Origin of the sequence: Micromonospora sp. NPDC023966 (assembly GCF_040639095.1) — a bacterium.
Lineage (GTDB): Bacteria > Actinomycetota > Actinomycetes > Mycobacteriales > Micromonosporaceae > Micromonospora.
The window spans coordinates 40,596-55,001 of sequence record NZ_JBEZZJ010000045.1 but is presented as its reverse complement, the minus strand read 5'-3'; the positions used below and the strand labels follow the sequence as shown (position 1 = coordinate 55,001).

At 74.5% G+C, this 14,406-nt stretch carries 15 protein-coding genes; 8 read left to right on the top strand and 7 right to left on the bottom strand.

Annotated features, from left to right (window positions below):
• Positions 1 to 154: 154 nt before the first annotated feature.
• Both AB0F68_RS32330 and gdhA read right to left on the bottom strand, forming a co-directional pair.
• Complete coding sequence (locus AB0F68_RS32330) at positions 155 to 1,522, bottom strand: hypothetical protein (RefSeq protein WP_357345145.1); 1,368 nt, start codon at positions 1,520 to 1,522, stop codon at positions 155 to 157.
• A 165-nt stretch (positions 1,523 to 1,687) separates the two neighbouring features.
• The gene (gdhA, locus tag AB0F68_RS32325) at positions 1,688 to 3,025 is read right to left on the bottom strand and encodes an NADP-specific glutamate dehydrogenase (RefSeq protein WP_357345144.1); all 1,338 of its coding nucleotides are present in this window, start codon (positions 3,023 to 3,025) and stop codon (positions 1,688 to 1,690) included.
• 91 nt (positions 3,026 to 3,116) lie between these two features.
• Here gdhA and AB0F68_RS32320 point away from each other — a divergent pair, with 91 nt between their 5' ends.
• The 3 genes from AB0F68_RS32320 (at position 3,117) to AB0F68_RS32310 (ending at position 5,174) form a co-directional block, all read left to right on the top strand.
• Positions 3,117 to 3,425: a hypothetical protein gene (locus tag AB0F68_RS32320; RefSeq protein WP_357345142.1), complete on the top strand. Its 309-nt coding sequence runs from the start codon at positions 3,117 to 3,119 to the stop codon at positions 3,423 to 3,425.
• Positions 3,426 to 3,501: 76 nt separating this feature from the next.
• Positions 3,502 to 4,473: a pirin family protein gene (locus AB0F68_RS32315; protein ID WP_357345140.1), complete on the top strand. Its 972-nt coding sequence runs from the start codon at positions 3,502 to 3,504 to the stop codon at positions 4,471 to 4,473.
• A 32-nt stretch (positions 4,474 to 4,505) separates the two neighbouring features.
• A complete protein-coding gene (locus AB0F68_RS32310) occupies positions 4,506 to 5,174 on the top strand; it encodes a hypothetical protein (protein ID WP_357345138.1) in 669 nt (222 codons plus the stop codon).
• 215 nt (positions 5,175 to 5,389) lie between these two features.
• On the opposite strand, the gene AB0F68_RS32305 is transcribed toward AB0F68_RS32310, so the two are convergent.
• Positions 5,390 to 6,040 (bottom strand): DUF1345 domain-containing protein, encoded by a 651-nt coding sequence (locus AB0F68_RS32305; protein WP_357345136.1) that lies wholly within the window; start codon positions 6,038 to 6,040, stop codon positions 5,390 to 5,392.
• A 20-nt stretch (positions 6,041 to 6,060) separates the two neighbouring features.
• Positions 6,061 to 6,330 carry a DUF2795 domain-containing protein gene (locus tag AB0F68_RS32300; RefSeq protein ID WP_357345134.1) on the bottom strand — a complete coding sequence of 90 codons (270 nt, stop codon included), beginning with the start codon at positions 6,328 to 6,330 and terminating at the stop codon, positions 6,061 to 6,063.
• Between the two features lie 155 nt (positions 6,331 to 6,485).
• On the opposite strand from AB0F68_RS32300, the gene AB0F68_RS32295 reads away from it, so the two are divergent.
• Complete coding sequence (locus AB0F68_RS32295) at positions 6,486 to 6,890, top strand: DUF2267 domain-containing protein (protein WP_357345132.1); 405 nt, start codon at positions 6,486 to 6,488, stop codon at positions 6,888 to 6,890.
• 34 nt (positions 6,891 to 6,924) lie between these two features.
• Here AB0F68_RS32295 and AB0F68_RS32290 read toward each other — a convergent pair whose 3' ends face one another.
• On the bottom strand, positions 6,925 to 8,073 hold the full coding sequence (locus AB0F68_RS32290; protein ID WP_357345130.1) for a CaiB/BaiF CoA-transferase family protein: 1,149 nt from the start codon (positions 8,071 to 8,073) through the stop codon (positions 6,925 to 6,927).
• A 249-nt stretch (positions 8,074 to 8,322) separates the two neighbouring features.
• On the opposite strand from AB0F68_RS32290, the gene AB0F68_RS32285 reads away from it, so the two are divergent.
• From AB0F68_RS32285 to AB0F68_RS32270, 4 genes are all read left to right on the top strand, one after another.
• Complete coding sequence (locus AB0F68_RS32285) at positions 8,323 to 9,342, top strand: TerC family protein (RefSeq protein ID WP_357345128.1); 1,020 nt, start codon at positions 8,323 to 8,325, stop codon at positions 9,340 to 9,342.
• A gap of 93 nt (positions 9,343 to 9,435) precedes the next feature.
• On the top strand, positions 9,436 to 10,026 hold the full coding sequence (locus AB0F68_RS32280; protein ID WP_357345158.1) for a sulfite oxidase-like oxidoreductase: 591 nt from the start codon (positions 9,436 to 9,438) through the stop codon (positions 10,024 to 10,026).
• 1 nt (position 10,027) lies between these two features.
• The gene (locus AB0F68_RS32275) at positions 10,028 to 10,789 is read left to right on the top strand and encodes a ferredoxin reductase (RefSeq protein WP_357345127.1); all 762 of its coding nucleotides are present in this window, start codon (positions 10,028 to 10,030) and stop codon (positions 10,787 to 10,789) included.
• Positions 10,790 to 10,806: 17 nt separating this feature from the next.
• Positions 10,807 to 11,100: a DUF6510 family protein gene (locus AB0F68_RS32270; RefSeq protein ID WP_357345125.1), complete on the top strand. Its 294-nt coding sequence runs from the start codon at positions 10,807 to 10,809 to the stop codon at positions 11,098 to 11,100.
• Between the two features lie 18 nt (positions 11,101 to 11,118).
• On the opposite strand, the gene AB0F68_RS32265 is transcribed toward AB0F68_RS32270, so the two are convergent.
• Both AB0F68_RS32265 and AB0F68_RS32260 read right to left on the bottom strand, forming a co-directional pair.
• Positions 11,119 to 12,777 carry a glycosyltransferase family 2 protein gene (locus tag AB0F68_RS32265; RefSeq protein ID WP_357345123.1) on the bottom strand — a complete coding sequence of 553 codons (1,659 nt, stop codon included), beginning with the start codon at positions 12,775 to 12,777 and terminating at the stop codon, positions 11,119 to 11,121.
• Positions 12,759 to 14,330, bottom strand: a complete 1,572-nt coding sequence (locus AB0F68_RS32260) for a glycosyltransferase family 4 protein (protein ID WP_357345156.1) — start codon at positions 14,328 to 14,330, stop codon at positions 12,759 to 12,761. The genes AB0F68_RS32265 and AB0F68_RS32260 overlap by 19 nt, the downstream gene beginning before the upstream one ends.
• Between the last annotated feature and the right edge of the window lie 76 nt (positions 14,331 to 14,406).

Sequence of the window (14,406 nt, the reverse complement as noted above, 5' to 3'; positions counted from 1 at the left end):
CAGACCGTGCAGGTCTCGGCCTACCCCGACGCCTACGCCCAGTGGGAGCAGCAGGCCGCCGACATCGTCGCCCACAACTGGAACAGCTGACACAAACCAACGAACGCTGGCCGGCACCCCGACGGGTGCCGGCCAGCGGCGTCTCCGGGACCGGTCAGCAGGGCGCGTACAGGCGACGCGTCCCCGAACCGGCGGCCCAGGCAGCCGGGTCGCTGAACCGGCAGCCGAAGTCAGGCGCCGCCACCGCCTTCCGATCGGTGACCGCGTCGCCGGCCGGGCGCCGGCCGGTGCGTACCCAGGAAACCAGGTCGTCCCAGGCGGCGCCGGCCTCGGCCGGGCTGAACTCGCAGTGCTGCGCGGCCCGGATGGCCCGCTGCACGACCAGCCGGCTGCGGCCGTGCCACGCCGCGTCCCGGGCGTACGCCTGCTCCATGCTGAACGGCACGAAGAGGTCGCCGAGGTCGTGCAGGCTGAGCACCGGCACGGTGGGCCGGCCGCTGATCCGCGGCACCTCGGTGAGCGTCGGGGCCAGTCGCTGCCACAGGTTCTCCGGGGCGACCCGCTGCACGGTGGCGTTGACGTCCACCGGGCTGTTCGGGGAGTACCGGGTGAGCAGGTTGGTGGCGAGCTGACCGGGCCGCTGGGCGGGGGAGTCGCCACCGTCGGTGGTGGTGATGCTGAACAGGAAGTCCTTCCAGACCGCGAAGGCCGCGTCGGCGCCGGGTCGCGGGCCGCCGGAGCGTTCGACGGTGATGGCCCGCAGTTGCTTGCCGAGGTCGTTGGTGGTGTCCGGGCCGCCCGGCTTCAGCCCGGCCAGGCCGAGCGCCATCTGGATCCGCGGCACCGCGTCGGTGAGGTAGTCGTCCGGCGTCGGGTACGCGCGCACCCCGGCGAGGGCCTGCGCCACCAGGTTGTAGTCGAGGAAGAAGTCGAACAGCTCCTGGTCGCCGAGCACCCCGCACATCGGCAGCGCACCGTCGTAGTAGCCCGGGTACTGCTCCAGCGAGCGGCCGATGATGTGCCCGCCCATGGAGACGCCGGCGATGAGCACCCGCTTCGGCCGCTTCACCGTGTCGGCGAAGAAGTCGGCCAGCGTCCGGGTGCCGAGCACCCCGGAACGGATGTCGTAGCCGTTGCGGTCGTACGAGGACGACGCCCAGGCGTACCCCTGCGCCAGCATCCGCTGCCGCAGGTCGTAGCCGGGCGGCTCGGGGGAGAGCACGGTGCCCTGGCCGCGGTAGCCGTGCGCCCACATGACCAGCTCCCCGTTCCACCGGGCGGGGGTCTCGATCACGTAGCCGGCGTGCTCGTGCACGCCCTGCCGGACGGTGGTGGCCGCGCCTTGGATGACCAGCGGCGCGAGCGGCGGGTTGCTGATGGTGTAGCCGGGCAGCGGCTGGCTGCCGTCGTCGTCGCGGTCGGCGGCCACGGCGGGCGTGGCGCCGGCGAGACCGACCGTGAGGGTGAGGGCGGCGCCGGCGGCGAGCAGCCGGCGCAGGAGGCGGGTGGGTGAGGTCAGCATCGGTGCTCCCCCGGGGGACGGGTGCCGCCCCGGGACGGGGGCGGCCAGGCGGGACGGATGCCTACCGGCCGGTAGGCCCTGAACCTAAGCTCGACCTCGAACCCTGTCAATCGTTGACTGACCGAACGGTCAGCGAGGTTGAACCCGTCCGCCCACAGTGGCCGCCTACACCAGACCGTGCGCCAGCATCGCCTCCGCGACCCGCCGGAACCCGTTGATGTTCGCTCCGGCCACGTAGTCGCCCGGCAGCCCGTACTCCTCGGCCGTGGCCCAGCAGCGTGCGTGGATGTCCCGCATCGTCTCCCGCAGCCGCTGCTCCGACTGGGCGAACGTCCACGAGTCGCGGCTGGCGTTCTGCTGCATCTCCAGCGCGCTCACCGCCACCCCGCCGGCGTTGGCCGCCTTGCCCGGGGCGAACCGCACCCCGGCCCGGCCCAGGATCCGCACCGCCTCCGGCGTCGTGGGCATGTTCGCCCCCTCGACCACCGCGACGCAGCCGCCGGCCACCAGCGCCGCCGCCTCCGCGCCGCCGATCTCGTTCTGCGTCGCGCAGGGCAGGGCCAGATCGCAGGGCACCTCCCAGACGGTACGACCGGAGACCGCCACGGCGTGCGGCACGTGCCGCACGTAGTCGTCGAGACGGGCCCGGCGCTCCTCCTTCAGCTCGCGCAGCAGGGCCAGGTCGATGCCCTTCTCGTCGAGCACGTAGCCGTCCGAGTCGGAGCAGGCCACCACCGTGCCCCCGAGCTGGCGCACCTTCTCGATCGCGTAGATGGCCACGTTGCCGGAGCCGGAGACCACCACCCGCTTGCCGTCCAGGCCGTCCCCGGTCTGCTTCAGCATCTCCTCGGCGAAGAACACGGCCCCGTAGCCGGTCGCCTCCCGCCGCACCTGCGCGCCCCCGTACGCCAGCCCCTTGCCGGTGAGCACCCCCGACTCGTACCGGTTGGTGATCCGCTTGTACTGGCCGAACAGGTAGCCGATCTCCCGGCCGCCCACCCCGATGTCCCCGGCCGGCACGTCGGTCTGCGCGCCGATGTGCCGGTACAGCTCGGTCATGAAGCTCTGGCAGAACCGCATCACCTCCCGGTCCGAGCGGCCCTTCGGGTCGAAGTCCGCGCCGCCCTTACCGCCGCCGATCGGCAGGCCGGTCAGCGCGTTCTTGAAGATCTGCTCGAAGCCGAGGAACTTCACGATGCCCAGGTAGACCGACGGGTGGAAGCGCAGCCCGCCCTTGAACGGGCCGAGCGCGCTGTTGAACTCCACCCGGAAGCCGCGGTTCACCCGGACCCGGCCGTGGTCGTCCTCCCACGGCACCCGGAAGATGACCTGCCGCTCCGGCTCGCAGATCCGCTCGATGACGCACGCGTGCGCGTACTCGGGGTGGCGGGCCAGGGCCGGCCCGATGCTCTCCAGCACCTCCCGGACCGTCTGGTGGAACTCGGGCTCACCCGGGTTCCGCTCGACCACGTTCGCGAACACCCTCTCGACGGTCTCCGGCATCACGGACACGCCCCTTCCGGTCCCGGCGCCGGCCTCGTCGCCGCACCGCCCCCGGGTACGGATCGTCACCGTCGTCCGGTTCACTGGTCGGGTGGACGAGTTGATTTGGGAGACGGCAAGGGACGCCCGCGCCTGGCTGGACGCGGCCAACGGCACGGGTGACGGAGAGCTGACCTGTCGCCTCCTCAAGCTCACCGAGGAGGCGGGTGAGGCGGCCGCCGCCTGGATCGGGGTGCTCGGGCAGAACCCGCGCAAGGGCGTCACGCACACCCGCGAGGAGGTCTCCGCCGAACTGGCGGACGTGGCGTTCACCGCGCTGGTGGCCATCGAGAGCCTCGGCCTGGACGCGCGGACCCTGATGTCGGCGTGCGCCGCGAAGGCGCGGGCCCGGCTCGGCTGACCTGCCGGTCTCTACCTCGACCTGGTGGTGGGTGAACCCGGTGAGCGTCACGGCGGGCTGAGCGTAGAGTCGGGCGGTGGACCGTACCGAATCCCTGCCGGCGCAGACCCTCCCACCTGGCGTGGGCCCCACCGATCCGGGAAGCGTGCTGCTGCCCGGCCACGACGTGCCGTTGGGGCGTTACACCACGGTGCGCCGGCTGCTGCCGCAGCGACAGCGGCGGCTGGTCGGGGCCTGGTGCTTCGTCGACCACTTCGGTCCGGACGACGTGGCCGAGCGCCCCGGCATGGAGGTGCCGCCGCACCCGCACACCGGGTTGCAGACGGTCACCTGGCTGCTCGACGGGGAGATCCTGCACCGGGACAGCCTGGGCAACGTCCAGCCGATCCGACCCGGCCAGCTCAACGTGATGACCTCCGGGCACGGCATCGCCCACTCGGAACGCTCGCCGCTGGTGCACCCGCCGGTGATGCACGGCGTGCAGCTCTGGGTGGCGCTGCCCGACCCGGCCCGGGCGGGCGCGGCCGACTTCGCCCACCATGCCGAACTGCCCAGGTGGCGCGACGGCGACCTGGACGTCACCCTGCTCGTCGGCGAGGTGGGCGGGGAACGCTCCCCGGCCGTGGTGCACACCCCGCTGGTCGGCGCGCAGCTCGAGGTCCGCGGTCCGGCGCCGGCCACGTTGCCGCTGCGCCGCGACTTCGAGTACGGGCTGCTCGCCATGTCCGGCTCCGCCGAGGTGGACGGGGTGGCCTTCGCCCCCGGCGCGCTGCTCTACCTGGGCGCCGGCCGGGACGCGCTGACCCTCCGCGCCGCCCCGGGCAGCCGGCTGCTGCTGCTCGGCGGCACCCCGTTCGAGGAGCCGCTGGTGATGTGGTGGAACTTCGTCGGACGGTCGCACGAGGAGGTCGCCGCCGCCCGCGAGGACTGGATGGCGGGCCGGCGGTTCGGCACGGTCGCCGACGACCCGGCGCCGCCACTGCCGGCCCCGGCGCTGCCCACCACTCGGCTCAAGGCGCGGGACCGGCGCGGCGGCACGCTCGGCTGAATGCCTCGCTCCGCCCCGGGTAGACGGCGGGCATGCCCACCACCAGTGCGATTTCCAGTGTCGAGGACAAGAAGCGGCTGGTCCGCCGGCTCGCCGGGGACGGGCGGGGGTTCGCCGAACGGTACGGGTTCCGGGTGACGAACAACCCGTCCCAGCTGTTCCAGGTGCTCTACCTGTCCGTTCTGCTGGCCCGCCGGGGCGACTTCCACAAGGCGGTCGACGCCGCGGCGGGACTGCGGGACGCCGGCTGGGACAGCGCGGCCCGGCTGGCCCGCTCCCTGCACGCCGACCGGGTCCGCGTGCTGCGCGCCGCGGGGCAGCGCGGCGACGTGGACGCGCTCTCCGCCACCCTCGGCGACCTGGCCCAGAACGTGGTCGACGCGTACCGGGGCGACCTGCGCCGGCTCCGCACCGAGGCGCACCAGGATCCGGCCCGGGAGCGGCGGCTGCTGACCGCGCTGCCCGGGGTGGACGACGAGGTGGCCGACCTGTTCTTCCGCGAGGCGCAGGCGGTGTGGCGCGAGGTGGCGCCGGTGGCCGACCGCCGGGCCCTCGCGGCGGCCCGCCGACTGGGGTTGGGGCGCTCCGCCGACGACCTGGCCGGGCTGGCCGGCAGCGGCGAGTCGGAGCGGCTGGCGTGGCTGGTCGGAGCGCTGGCCCGGGTGGATCTGGAGAAGCGGTACGCGGAGCTGACCTCGTGACCGGGACGTGCCTCCGGACACAGTTTCGCGATAGTCACCCGTTCGGCTGATGCCCCGTCGTATGATGATCGTGGCAGCGATGCCCGCCCGGTTCGGGCGAACATCCACCGCCTGTCGGTCGCGACCCGGTTCGGGCGCGAACCGGCGGGGACAGGTGCTGCGTGGCGCCCCAGGTCGCGGTTCGTGACCCGGGGCGCCCGCCTGCTGCCCGGGGCTCACGCGGCCAGGCTGGCGAGCAGGTTCACCGTGGTGGCGACGATGACCGCGCCAAACAGGTAGGACAGCAGCAGGTGCCGCAGCGCCGTCCGGCGCATCTCGGAGCTGCCCAGGTCGGTGTCGGAGACCTGGAAGGTGGTGCCGACCGTGAAGCCGAGGTACGCGAAGTCGGAGAAGCAGGGCGGCTCGTGCTGGTGGAAGTCGATCCCGCCCGGCTCGCCGCTGTAGTACAGGCGGGCGTACCGGGTGGTGAAGACGGTGTGCACCACGAACCAGGACACCACGACGCTCAGCACACCGAGTCCACCGTAGAGGTCTCGCGGCAGTCCGTGCGGAACGGCGCGCGCCGTCGTCAGCACCAGGCCGACCGCCAGCAGACTGGCCAGGCAGGCGGCCAGCAGCAGGGCGTCGCGCGTCGCCCGGTTGGGGTCCTCGAGCTTTGCCAGCCGCGCGGTGCGGGCGGCGTCCAGCCGGGACAGCCGCCCCCACTGCAGGACAAGCCAGCTCAGCGCGGCCCCGTCCCACCCGACCAGCGGGGCGAGCGTCGGCGCGAGCATGACGGCGGCGGCGCTGGCCGCGACGGCGCCGACCAGCGCCATCACCACGAGCTGGAGCGCCGCCGGCACGTGCCCGGGTACCCGACCGGCCATCCGGCGCGGCACCGGACGGGTCAGATACCGCGCAGGTGCTGCGAGACCCGCGTGTGCCTATCCCGGGCCTGCGCCGCGCGCTGTGAGCGGCCCACCTCGGGCGCGGCGTCGATGCCCGCCGAGCGGGCCACCTCGCTGCCGTTGGCGTAGTCCACCGGCGGCAGCGCCCGCAGCGCCCGCAACACCTCCGGCGGCGCGCCCTCCCGTTCGGCCTCCCGGATGACGTCGTCCTTGCCCGCCGGATAGTCCAGCGCGGACAGGTACTCAAGGACGTCCGTGTAACTCGCCATGGGTCGGGCTCCTCGCGCCTGTAGTTGCGGTCACGACCGGCGGCGGTTACCCGTCGGGCCGCGCCTCACGCGCGGGCCGGGCAAAATCCGGCCGCTGTTTCCGGGTCGCTGTGGCGGGTAGGCGGCCCGGGCGAACACCGAAGGGGGTACCACCCATGCAATACGGCGCCTTCGTCGACCGCGTGGCGCGGCGTACCGGGACGTCCGAGGAGCGGGCGACGGAGCTGACCCGGGCCACGTTGGAGACCCTGGCCGAACGGTTGACCGGCGGTGAGGTGCTGGATCTCGCCGCGCAGCTGCCGAAGCCCCTCCAGCGGGTGCTCAACCCCCACCCCCGCACCGAGGCCGCGGACCGTTTCGGGGCGGCCGAGTTCGTCGCCCGGGTCGCCCAACGGGCCGCCGTCGACGAGAACGCCGCCCGGGACGCGATCCGCGCCGTGTTCTGCACGCTGCACGAGGCGATCACCAGCGGGGAGTTCCAGGACGTGGCGGTCCAGATGCCGCGCGACTTCCGGGACATGGTGGAGCCGGCCCTGGCGCCGGCCTCCCGCCGGACCTGAGGCTCGGCGGGAGGCCGGCGCCCCGGTGGCGCGGTCAGGCCACCGTGCCGGCGGCCCGCAGGGCAGCCACCCGTGCCGGGTCGAAACCGGCCTCGGCCAGCACCTCGTCGGTGTGCTCGCCGGGCTGCGGCGGCGGGCGGCGTACCGAGGTGGGGGTGGCCGAGAAGCGGGGTGCGGGGGCCGGCTGGGTGACCCCGTCGGGCGCGACGAAGACCTCCCGGGCGGCCAGGTGCGGGTGCCCCGGGGCCTCGGCCCAGTCGAGCACCGGCGCCACGCAGGCGTCCGAGCCGGCCAGCAGCGCGGCCCACTCGTCCCGGGTGCGGGTGCGGAACAGCCGCGCCCAGGCCGCCCGCAGCGCCGGCCAGTTCGCCGGATCGTGCCGGTCGGGGGCGTCGTCGCCGTCGAGCGGAAAGCCGGTGAGCCGGACCAGTTCGTCGTAGAACCGCGGCTCCAGCGCGCCCACCGCGAGGTGCCGCCCGTCGGCGCACTCGTAGGTGTCGTAGAACGGGGCGCCGCCGTCGAGCAGGTTCACCCCGCGTGGGTCCTGCCACATGCCGGACCGGCGCAGCGCGTGGATCTGGGTGGCGAGCACCGACACGCCGTCCACGATGGCCGCGTCGACCACCTGGCCGGGGGCGCCGGCGCGGACCGCGTAGAGCGCGGCGACGATGCCGAGGGCCAGCATCATCCCGCCGCCGCCGAAGTCGCCGAGCAGGTTCATCGGCGGCACCGGGCGCTCGCCGGCCCGGCCGACGCCGTGCAGGGCGCCGGTCAGCGCCAGGTAGTCGATGTCGTGGCCGGCGGTGTGGGCGAGCGGGCCGTCCTGCCCCCAGCCGGTCATCCGCCCGTACACGAGGCGGGGGTTGGTGGCGTGGCAGTCGTCCGGGCCGAGGCCGAGCCGCTCGGTGACCCCGGGCCGGAAGCCCTCGATCAGCGCGTCCGCCCCGGCGACCAGGGCCAGCACCACCTCGCGCCCCTCGGGGGTCTTCAGGTCGACGGCGAGCGAGCGGCGGTTGCGGGTCAGCAGGTCGTCCGGCACGTCGCCGAAGCCGCCGCCGCCGACCCGGTCCACCCGCACCACGTCCGCGCCCAGGTCGGCCAGCATCATGGCGGCGAACGGGCCGGGTCCGATGCCGGCCAGCTCGATCACCCGTACGCCGGTCAGCGGCCCCTGACTGTTCATCGCGTCACCATAGGGCTCGGGGCCGCCGGGCACCACGTCCCGCCGTCCACACAGCGGTTGACCAGGGCAATCATCCTGGTCGCGGCTTGGCGTACGCGTTGAGGTTGCCCTAACCTTGAGGCGGCGAGGGGAGTACTTCCCACGAACCATTCCGGTCAGTACGGCGGGCCCCGGGCGCGCCTCGGGTGGTTGCCCACGAACGGTGGGTGAAGGAGACCTCGGACATGGCACCGTGTTCGAGGAGGCTCCGTGACCGAGTTGTCCTACCTGTCCGCCGTCGAGCTGTCGTCGGTCGGCACCCCCACCCTCTGGGCGGTGACCATCGCCGGCGTGCTCGCGCTGCTGGTGCTCGACTTCCTGGTCACCCGGAAGCCGCACGAGGTCTCCCTCAAGGAGGCGCTGGGCTGGTCGGCCTTCTACATCGCCCTGCCGCTGGCCTTCGGCGGCTGGGTGTGGGGTCGCTACGGCTCCGAGCAGGGCGTCCAGTATCTCACCGGCTACCTGGTGGAGAAGTCACTCTCGGTCGACAACCTCTTCGTCTTCATGCTGCTGCTGGCCGCGTTTGCGGTGCCCGCCGTGCTGGCCCAGCGGGTGCTGCTCTACGGCATCGCCGGCGCGCTGGTGCTGCGCGCGATCTTCATCGCCCTGGGCGCCGCCGCCCTGAAGACCCTCGACTTCGCCTTCCTGCTCTTCGCGCTCATCCTGATCGCCACCGCGGTCAAGCTGCTGCGCGACGCCCTCACCGGGCACGAGCAGGAGGTCGACATCGACAAGATGCGGTCGGTCCGGCTGCTCCGCAAGGTCATGCCGGTGGTCGACGAGTACCACGGCCCGAAGATGACCGTCCGGTTGGACGGCCGCCGGACCCTCACCCCGTTCGCCCTCGTGGTGGTCGCGGTGCTCGCCACCGACGTGGTCTTCGCCGTCGACTCGGTGCCCGCGGTCTACGGCATCACCGAGGACCCCTACCTGGTCTTCGCCACCAACGCCTTCGCCCTGCTCGGCCTGCGGGCGCTCTACTTCGTCCTGCACGCCGCGCTGAGCCGCCTCGTCCACCTCAGCTACGGCCTGGCCGCCATCCTCGCCTTCATCGGCCTCAAGCTGGGCCTGCACTGGGCGCACGGCATCTGGTCGGGTGTGCCGGAGATCCCCACCCTCGCCTCGCTCGGCGTCATCATCGGCGTGCTGGTGATCGTCACCCTGACCAGCCTGCGCGCCACCCGCGACCGCGCCGCCGGCGATCAGCCGGTCGCCGCCGAGCGGCGGTGACCCGGCCGCCGCGGTGGTCACCCACCGCGGCGGCTCCCGGCCGAACCTCTCGCCCCGACCCGTCCCAGGTGGTACTACTGACGCGTGGGAATCGTGTCGCCGGGATTTCAGGGCCGGCCCCGTTCGTCCGAACCGGCCCTGCCGCCGGGGCAGTACCTCACCGAGGACTTTCCGGTGCTCTCCGCCGGGCCGACGCCCCGGGTGCCGCTGGACACCTGGGAGTTCGTGCTCACCACGGAGGCGGGCGCCGAGTACCGCTGGTCCTGGGACGAGCTGATGGGCCTGCCGCAGGAGACGCCACACGTGGACATCCACTGCGTCACCCGCTGGTCCAAGCTGGGCACCGACTGGCAGGGGGTCTCACTGGACACCCTGCTCGACGGCGTCGACACCGCCGCCCGGTATGCGCTGGCCCACTCCTACGGCGGCTACAGCACCAACCTGCCGCTGGACGACCTGCGCGGCGGCCGGGCCTGGGTGGTCCACACCTACCAGGGCGGCCCGCTCCCGGCCGAGCACGGCGGACCGGCCCGGCTGCTCGTGCCGCACCTCTACTTCTGGAAGTCGGCCAAGTGGGTCCGCGGAGTGCGGCTGCTCACCGACGACCAGCCGGGCTTCTGGGAGACCGCCGGCTACCACGACTACGGCGACCCCTGGCGCGAGCAGCGCTACCAGGGCGACTGAGGTGGCCGCCCCGACGACCGGCGGCCGGATGGTCGCCCCGCTGACCTGGCGGGTCGCCCGGCTGGTCGAGCGGCGGGTCGAGACGCCGAGCGCGCAGACCCTGGTGCTGGACGTGCCCGGTTGGCCCGGGCACCAGCCGGGGCAGCACCTCGACATTCGACTCACCGCCGGCGACGGCTACCAGGCGGCCCGCTCCTACTCGCTGGCCGGGCCGGCCGAGGGGGAGCGGATCGCGGTGACCGTGCAGCGGGTGCCCGACGGGGAGGTGTCGCCGTACCTCACCGACACCTACGCCGAGGGCGACCCCGTGGAGGTGCGCGGGCCGGTCGGCGGCTGGTTCGTCTGGCGTGCCGACGAGACCGCGCCGGTGCTGCTGGTGGCCGGTGGCTCCGGGGTGGTGCCGCTGATGGCGATGGTCCGGGCCCGGCGGGCCGCCGGCAGCCGGGTGCCGTTCCGCCTCATCTACTCGGTGCGCACCCCCGACGACGTCATCTACGCCGACGAACTGCGCCGCCGCGCCCGCGACGACCAGGGCCTCGACGTGGCGTACGTCTACACCCGGGCGGCGCCGGAGGGCTGGCGGGGGGAGCCGCACCGGATCGGCCTGGCCGACGTGAACAGCCACGGCTGGCCGCCCGACCTGGAGCCGCTCTGCTACGTCTGCGGCCCCACCGGCTTCGTGGAGACCGTGGCGGACCTGCTGGTGGGGCTGGGCCACCCGACCCGGCGGGTGAAGACCGAACGGTTCGGCCCGACCGGCTGACCACCCGAGGAGAGCGCATGACGGACATGTCCTACCTGGACGGCAACATGCTCGACGGGCCGATGCGCGAAGTCTTCGCGGTCGACCTGAGCTCCGCCACCGGGCGCTGCGACCACTGCGGCATGACCGGCCCGGTGGCCGGGCTGCACGTCTACTCGCACGCGCCCGGGCTGATCGGGCGCTGCCCGGCCTGCACGTCGGTGATGGTGCGCCTGGTCCGCGCCCCCGACCGCGCCTGGCTCGACCTGCGCGGCACCACCTTCCTCCAGATCCCCATGCCCCTCGACCAGCCCCACCCCCGCCCCCTCTGACCGCCCCCGCTGCGGGGGTCAGGACGCGGTGGTGAGCTGACCCACCTGGGCCGGCCCCGGCTCGGCGTGGGTCGGGCCGACCGGAGCCGGGGAGCCCGCCGGCCGGATCGGCCGCGCCGGGACCGGGACGGCGACGGCCGGCCCGCTCCGCCGCCATCGGCGGCGCAGTCGGCTGACCAGTTGCCCCACGGTCACCGGCACCACCGACAGGACGAGCTGGCCGTTGCGCGGGTCGACGGTCGCGGCCACCCCGTACAGGCGGGCGCCGCGGCGCAGCAGCCGGGGGCGGCCGGCGGCGAGCCGGGGCGCGCGGACCGGGGCGCTGCCCCGGCCGTGGCCGCCGTCGACCTCGGCCCGGACCGGGTGGCGCTGGCCGCTGGCCGCGCTGCCGGCGAGCAGCCGGTCGACCGGGAAGTCGGTCCGCACGGTCCGGCCGGTCGGGTCGGTGGCGTCGAGCAGGGTGGTGCCGGCGACCGGGCCGGCCACCAGCCGGACCGGCCCCGCCTGCGCCGCGAACCGGGGGTACGGGCTGCGCGTGGTCACCGCGAGGGTGTGCGCGTCCGCCCAGCTCACCGTCACGGTGTCCAGCCGGGCCAGCCAGTCGGCGCGGACGTCGGTGACGTCGGTCCAGGCGGCCGGCGCGCCCGGGTAGCCGGCGTGCCAGCGGCCCCCGGCGACCACCGTGACCGGGACGCCCCGCTCGGCGTCCTGGTCGATGACGGCCAGCAGTTCGTCGACGCCCCCGGCGGTCACCGCGCCCAGCCGCAGCCGGGCCTCGATGTCGAGCCGGTCCCGGAGCCCGTCGGTGACGTACCGCTCGACGAGCCGGCGCACCGCCGCGTGCACCCGCTCCTGGGCGGCGCGGTCCAGCCGGCGGAAGTCGTCGCCGACCAGGTTGGCCAGCTCCAGCCCGACGTGCCGGCGCAGCACGGCGTCCCGCCGCGGGCCGGCCGGGATCAGCCCGGCCACGAAGGTGAACAGCCGCTCCACGCTGACCAGCCGCTGGTCGACCCGGCTGTGGTAGGTGATGTTGCGGGCGTCCAGCCGGCGCACCGCGTGGTAGTAGTCGTAGTCGGCGAGCACCGAGATCCGCCGGGCGTGGTAGCAGGCGGCCAGGGTGAACGGCTGGTCGCTGAGCACCGGCATGTCCTCGGGGAAGCGCAGCCCGAGCCGGTCCACGAGGTCCCGGCGGAACAGCTTGGTGTTCGCCAGCGACCAGGGCAGCGCCGAGTCGAACAGGCTCACGTCGACCGCGTTGCCGGTGGCGAAGACGTCGGCGAAGACGTGCCGGCCGTTGACCCCCACCACCTTGCCGAGCACCACGTCCGAGCCGTACCGGTCGGCGGCGGCGACCAGCCGCTCCAGCGCCTCCGGTCCGAGGTGGTCGTCGGAGCCGAGGAAGAAGACGTACCGGCCGGTGGCCAGCTCCAGGCCCCGGTTGCAGGGGGCGGCCGGGCCGCCGGAGTTGGCCTGGTGCAGCACCTTCACGGTGCCGGGGTGGCGGGCGGCGAGCCGGTCCAGCAGCCGGCCGCTGCCGTCGGTGGAGCCGTCGTCCACCGCCACGATCTCCAGCCGGTGCCGGCCGATGGTCTGGCGCAGCACCGAGTCCAGGCAGGACCGCAGGTAGGGCCGGGTGTTGTAGACCGGGATGACGACGGTCACGTCGGGGGTGGGCACCGGAGCGCTCCTCGGGGAGTCGGCGGGTCGGGCGTGTCCACGTCGGGCGGGGGTGGGGCTTCGGGCAGCAGCCGCCGGTACACCGCCTCCAGCACCTCGGCCTGCGCCGACCAGGTCCAGCCGGCGAGCAGGCCCGGCCGGTCGTACGCGGCGCGGTGCCGGGCGGGGTCGGCCAGCACGGCGGTCACCGCGCGGACCAGGTCGTCGACGTCGCCGGCCCGGAACACCTCGCCCTGGCCGGTCTCCCGGACGGTGGCGGCCATGGTCCGCACGTCGCTGACCACCACGGGGAGCCGGGCGTGGGCGTACTCGAAGAACTTGGTGATCAGGGCGATCTCGTGGTTGGGCCAGCGGTGGATCGGGATCACCCCGACGTCGGCGCCGGACAGGAACGGCACCACCTGCCAGTGCGGCACGTACGGCAGCACGTGCAGCCGGTCGGCGGCCCCGAGCCGCGCGGCCCGGTCGGCGAGCCGCTCGACGTAGCGCAACGCCGGGTCGACCACCAGCGCGAGGTGCACCCCGGGCAGCCGGGGCAACGCCTCGACCAGGGTGTCCAGGCCGCGCTGCGGGGCCGCCGCGCCGCTGTAGACCAGCAGCGGCACGTCCGGGCCGATCCCGCACTCGGCCCGCAGGTCCGGCGGCGGCGCGTCACCGGACGGGCGGTGGTCGTCGGCGGGGGCGTTGAGCAGCACACCCGGCGTCTCGGCGAGCCCGTGCTCCCGGCGCAGCAGCTCGGCCAGGTCCGCCGAGACCGTGAGCACGGCGTCGGCGTGAGGGGCGTACTCCCGCTCGTGGGCCCGGTGGGCCGGCAGCCAGCGGGCGTGGTCCCGCCACGGCTTGATCCCGGGCAGGAACTCGTGGGCGTCCCAGACCAGCGCGACCCGACGGCCCTCGCCGGCCGCGCGGATCTTGGCGCGGGCGCCGACGCCGAGCATCCGGAAGTCGTGCGCGTGGATCAGCTCCGGGCGCAGCCGGTCCACCTCGGGGCCGTAGGCCAGCTCGTAGTCCCAGAGCCCCGGCTCCAGCCGCCGCCACGCCCGGTCGCCCTGAACGAGCTGGCAGAACAGCGTGTACGCCCGGTCCCACGGACCGCGGAACCGGCGGCCGTACCGGACCCGGTTCATCATCTTGGTCCGCAGCCAGACCCAGCGGTCGAGCAGCCCGGCGGCGACCTCCCGCCGGCGCAACGCGCGCCGGGCCCCGCGCAGCCGGGCCCCGGCCAGCTCACCTGCCGCGGCCCGCCGGGCCACCAGGGCGGACCGGACCGCCAGATCGGCCCGCCAGGCCCGGGCCCACTGGGCGCGGTGCTCGGCGATGCCGTCCGACCGGTACGCCAGCGGCCAGCGCAGCGAGCGGCGGAACTCGTGGCGGCGCCGGTGCAGCGGCTCCGGCATCGGCAGCAGCCGCACCTCGGCGGCGCCGAGCCGCCAGGTCCGTTCCGTGCCGTCGGGGGAGCGGCCGAGCAGGGTCACGTCCCAGCCGGCCTCGGCGGCGGACCGGGCGACCTTCTGCACCCGGGAGTCGCCCTCGACCTTGTTGTCGACGAGCATTACGATCCGGCCCCGGCGAGGCGTCGTCCCGTCGTGTGCCACTGCTGGTCCTCCGCTGGTCGGCCGGTCCGTCCGG

What these genes read in the sequence shown, in the direction of transcription:
- gdhA (WP_357345144.1), bottom strand. Translation starts at nt 3,025, where the DNA reads ATGCCGGAGACCGTCGAGAGGGTGTTCGCGAACGTGGTCGAGCGGAAC.
- AB0F68_RS32300 (WP_357345134.1), bottom strand. Translation starts at nt 6,330, where the DNA reads ATGGCGAGTTACACGGACGTCCTTGAGTACCTGTCCGCGCTGGACTAT.
- AB0F68_RS32305 (WP_357345136.1), bottom strand. Translation starts at nt 6,040, where the DNA reads ATGGCCGGTCGGGTACCCGGGCACGTGCCGGCGGCGCTCCAGCTCGTG.
- AB0F68_RS32310 (WP_357345138.1), top strand. Translation starts at nt 4,506, where the DNA reads ATGCCCACCACCAGTGCGATTTCCAGTGTCGAGGACAAGAAGCGGCTG.
- AB0F68_RS32290 (WP_357345130.1), bottom strand. Translation starts at nt 8,073, where the DNA reads ATGAACAGTCAGGGGCCGCTGACCGGCGTACGGGTGATCGAGCTGGCC.
- AB0F68_RS32260 (WP_357345156.1), bottom strand. Translation starts at nt 14,330, where the DNA reads ATGCTCGTCGACAACAAGGTCGAGGGCGACTCCCGGGTGCAGAAGGTC.
- AB0F68_RS32270 (WP_357345125.1), top strand. Translation starts at nt 10,807, where the DNA reads ATGACGGACATGTCCTACCTGGACGGCAACATGCTCGACGGGCCGATG.
- AB0F68_RS32295 (WP_357345132.1), top strand. Translation starts at nt 6,486, where the DNA reads ATGCAATACGGCGCCTTCGTCGACCGCGTGGCGCGGCGTACCGGGACG.
- AB0F68_RS32330 (WP_357345145.1), bottom strand. Translation starts at nt 1,522, where the DNA reads ATGCTGACCTCACCCACCCGCCTCCTGCGCCGGCTGCTCGCCGCCGGC.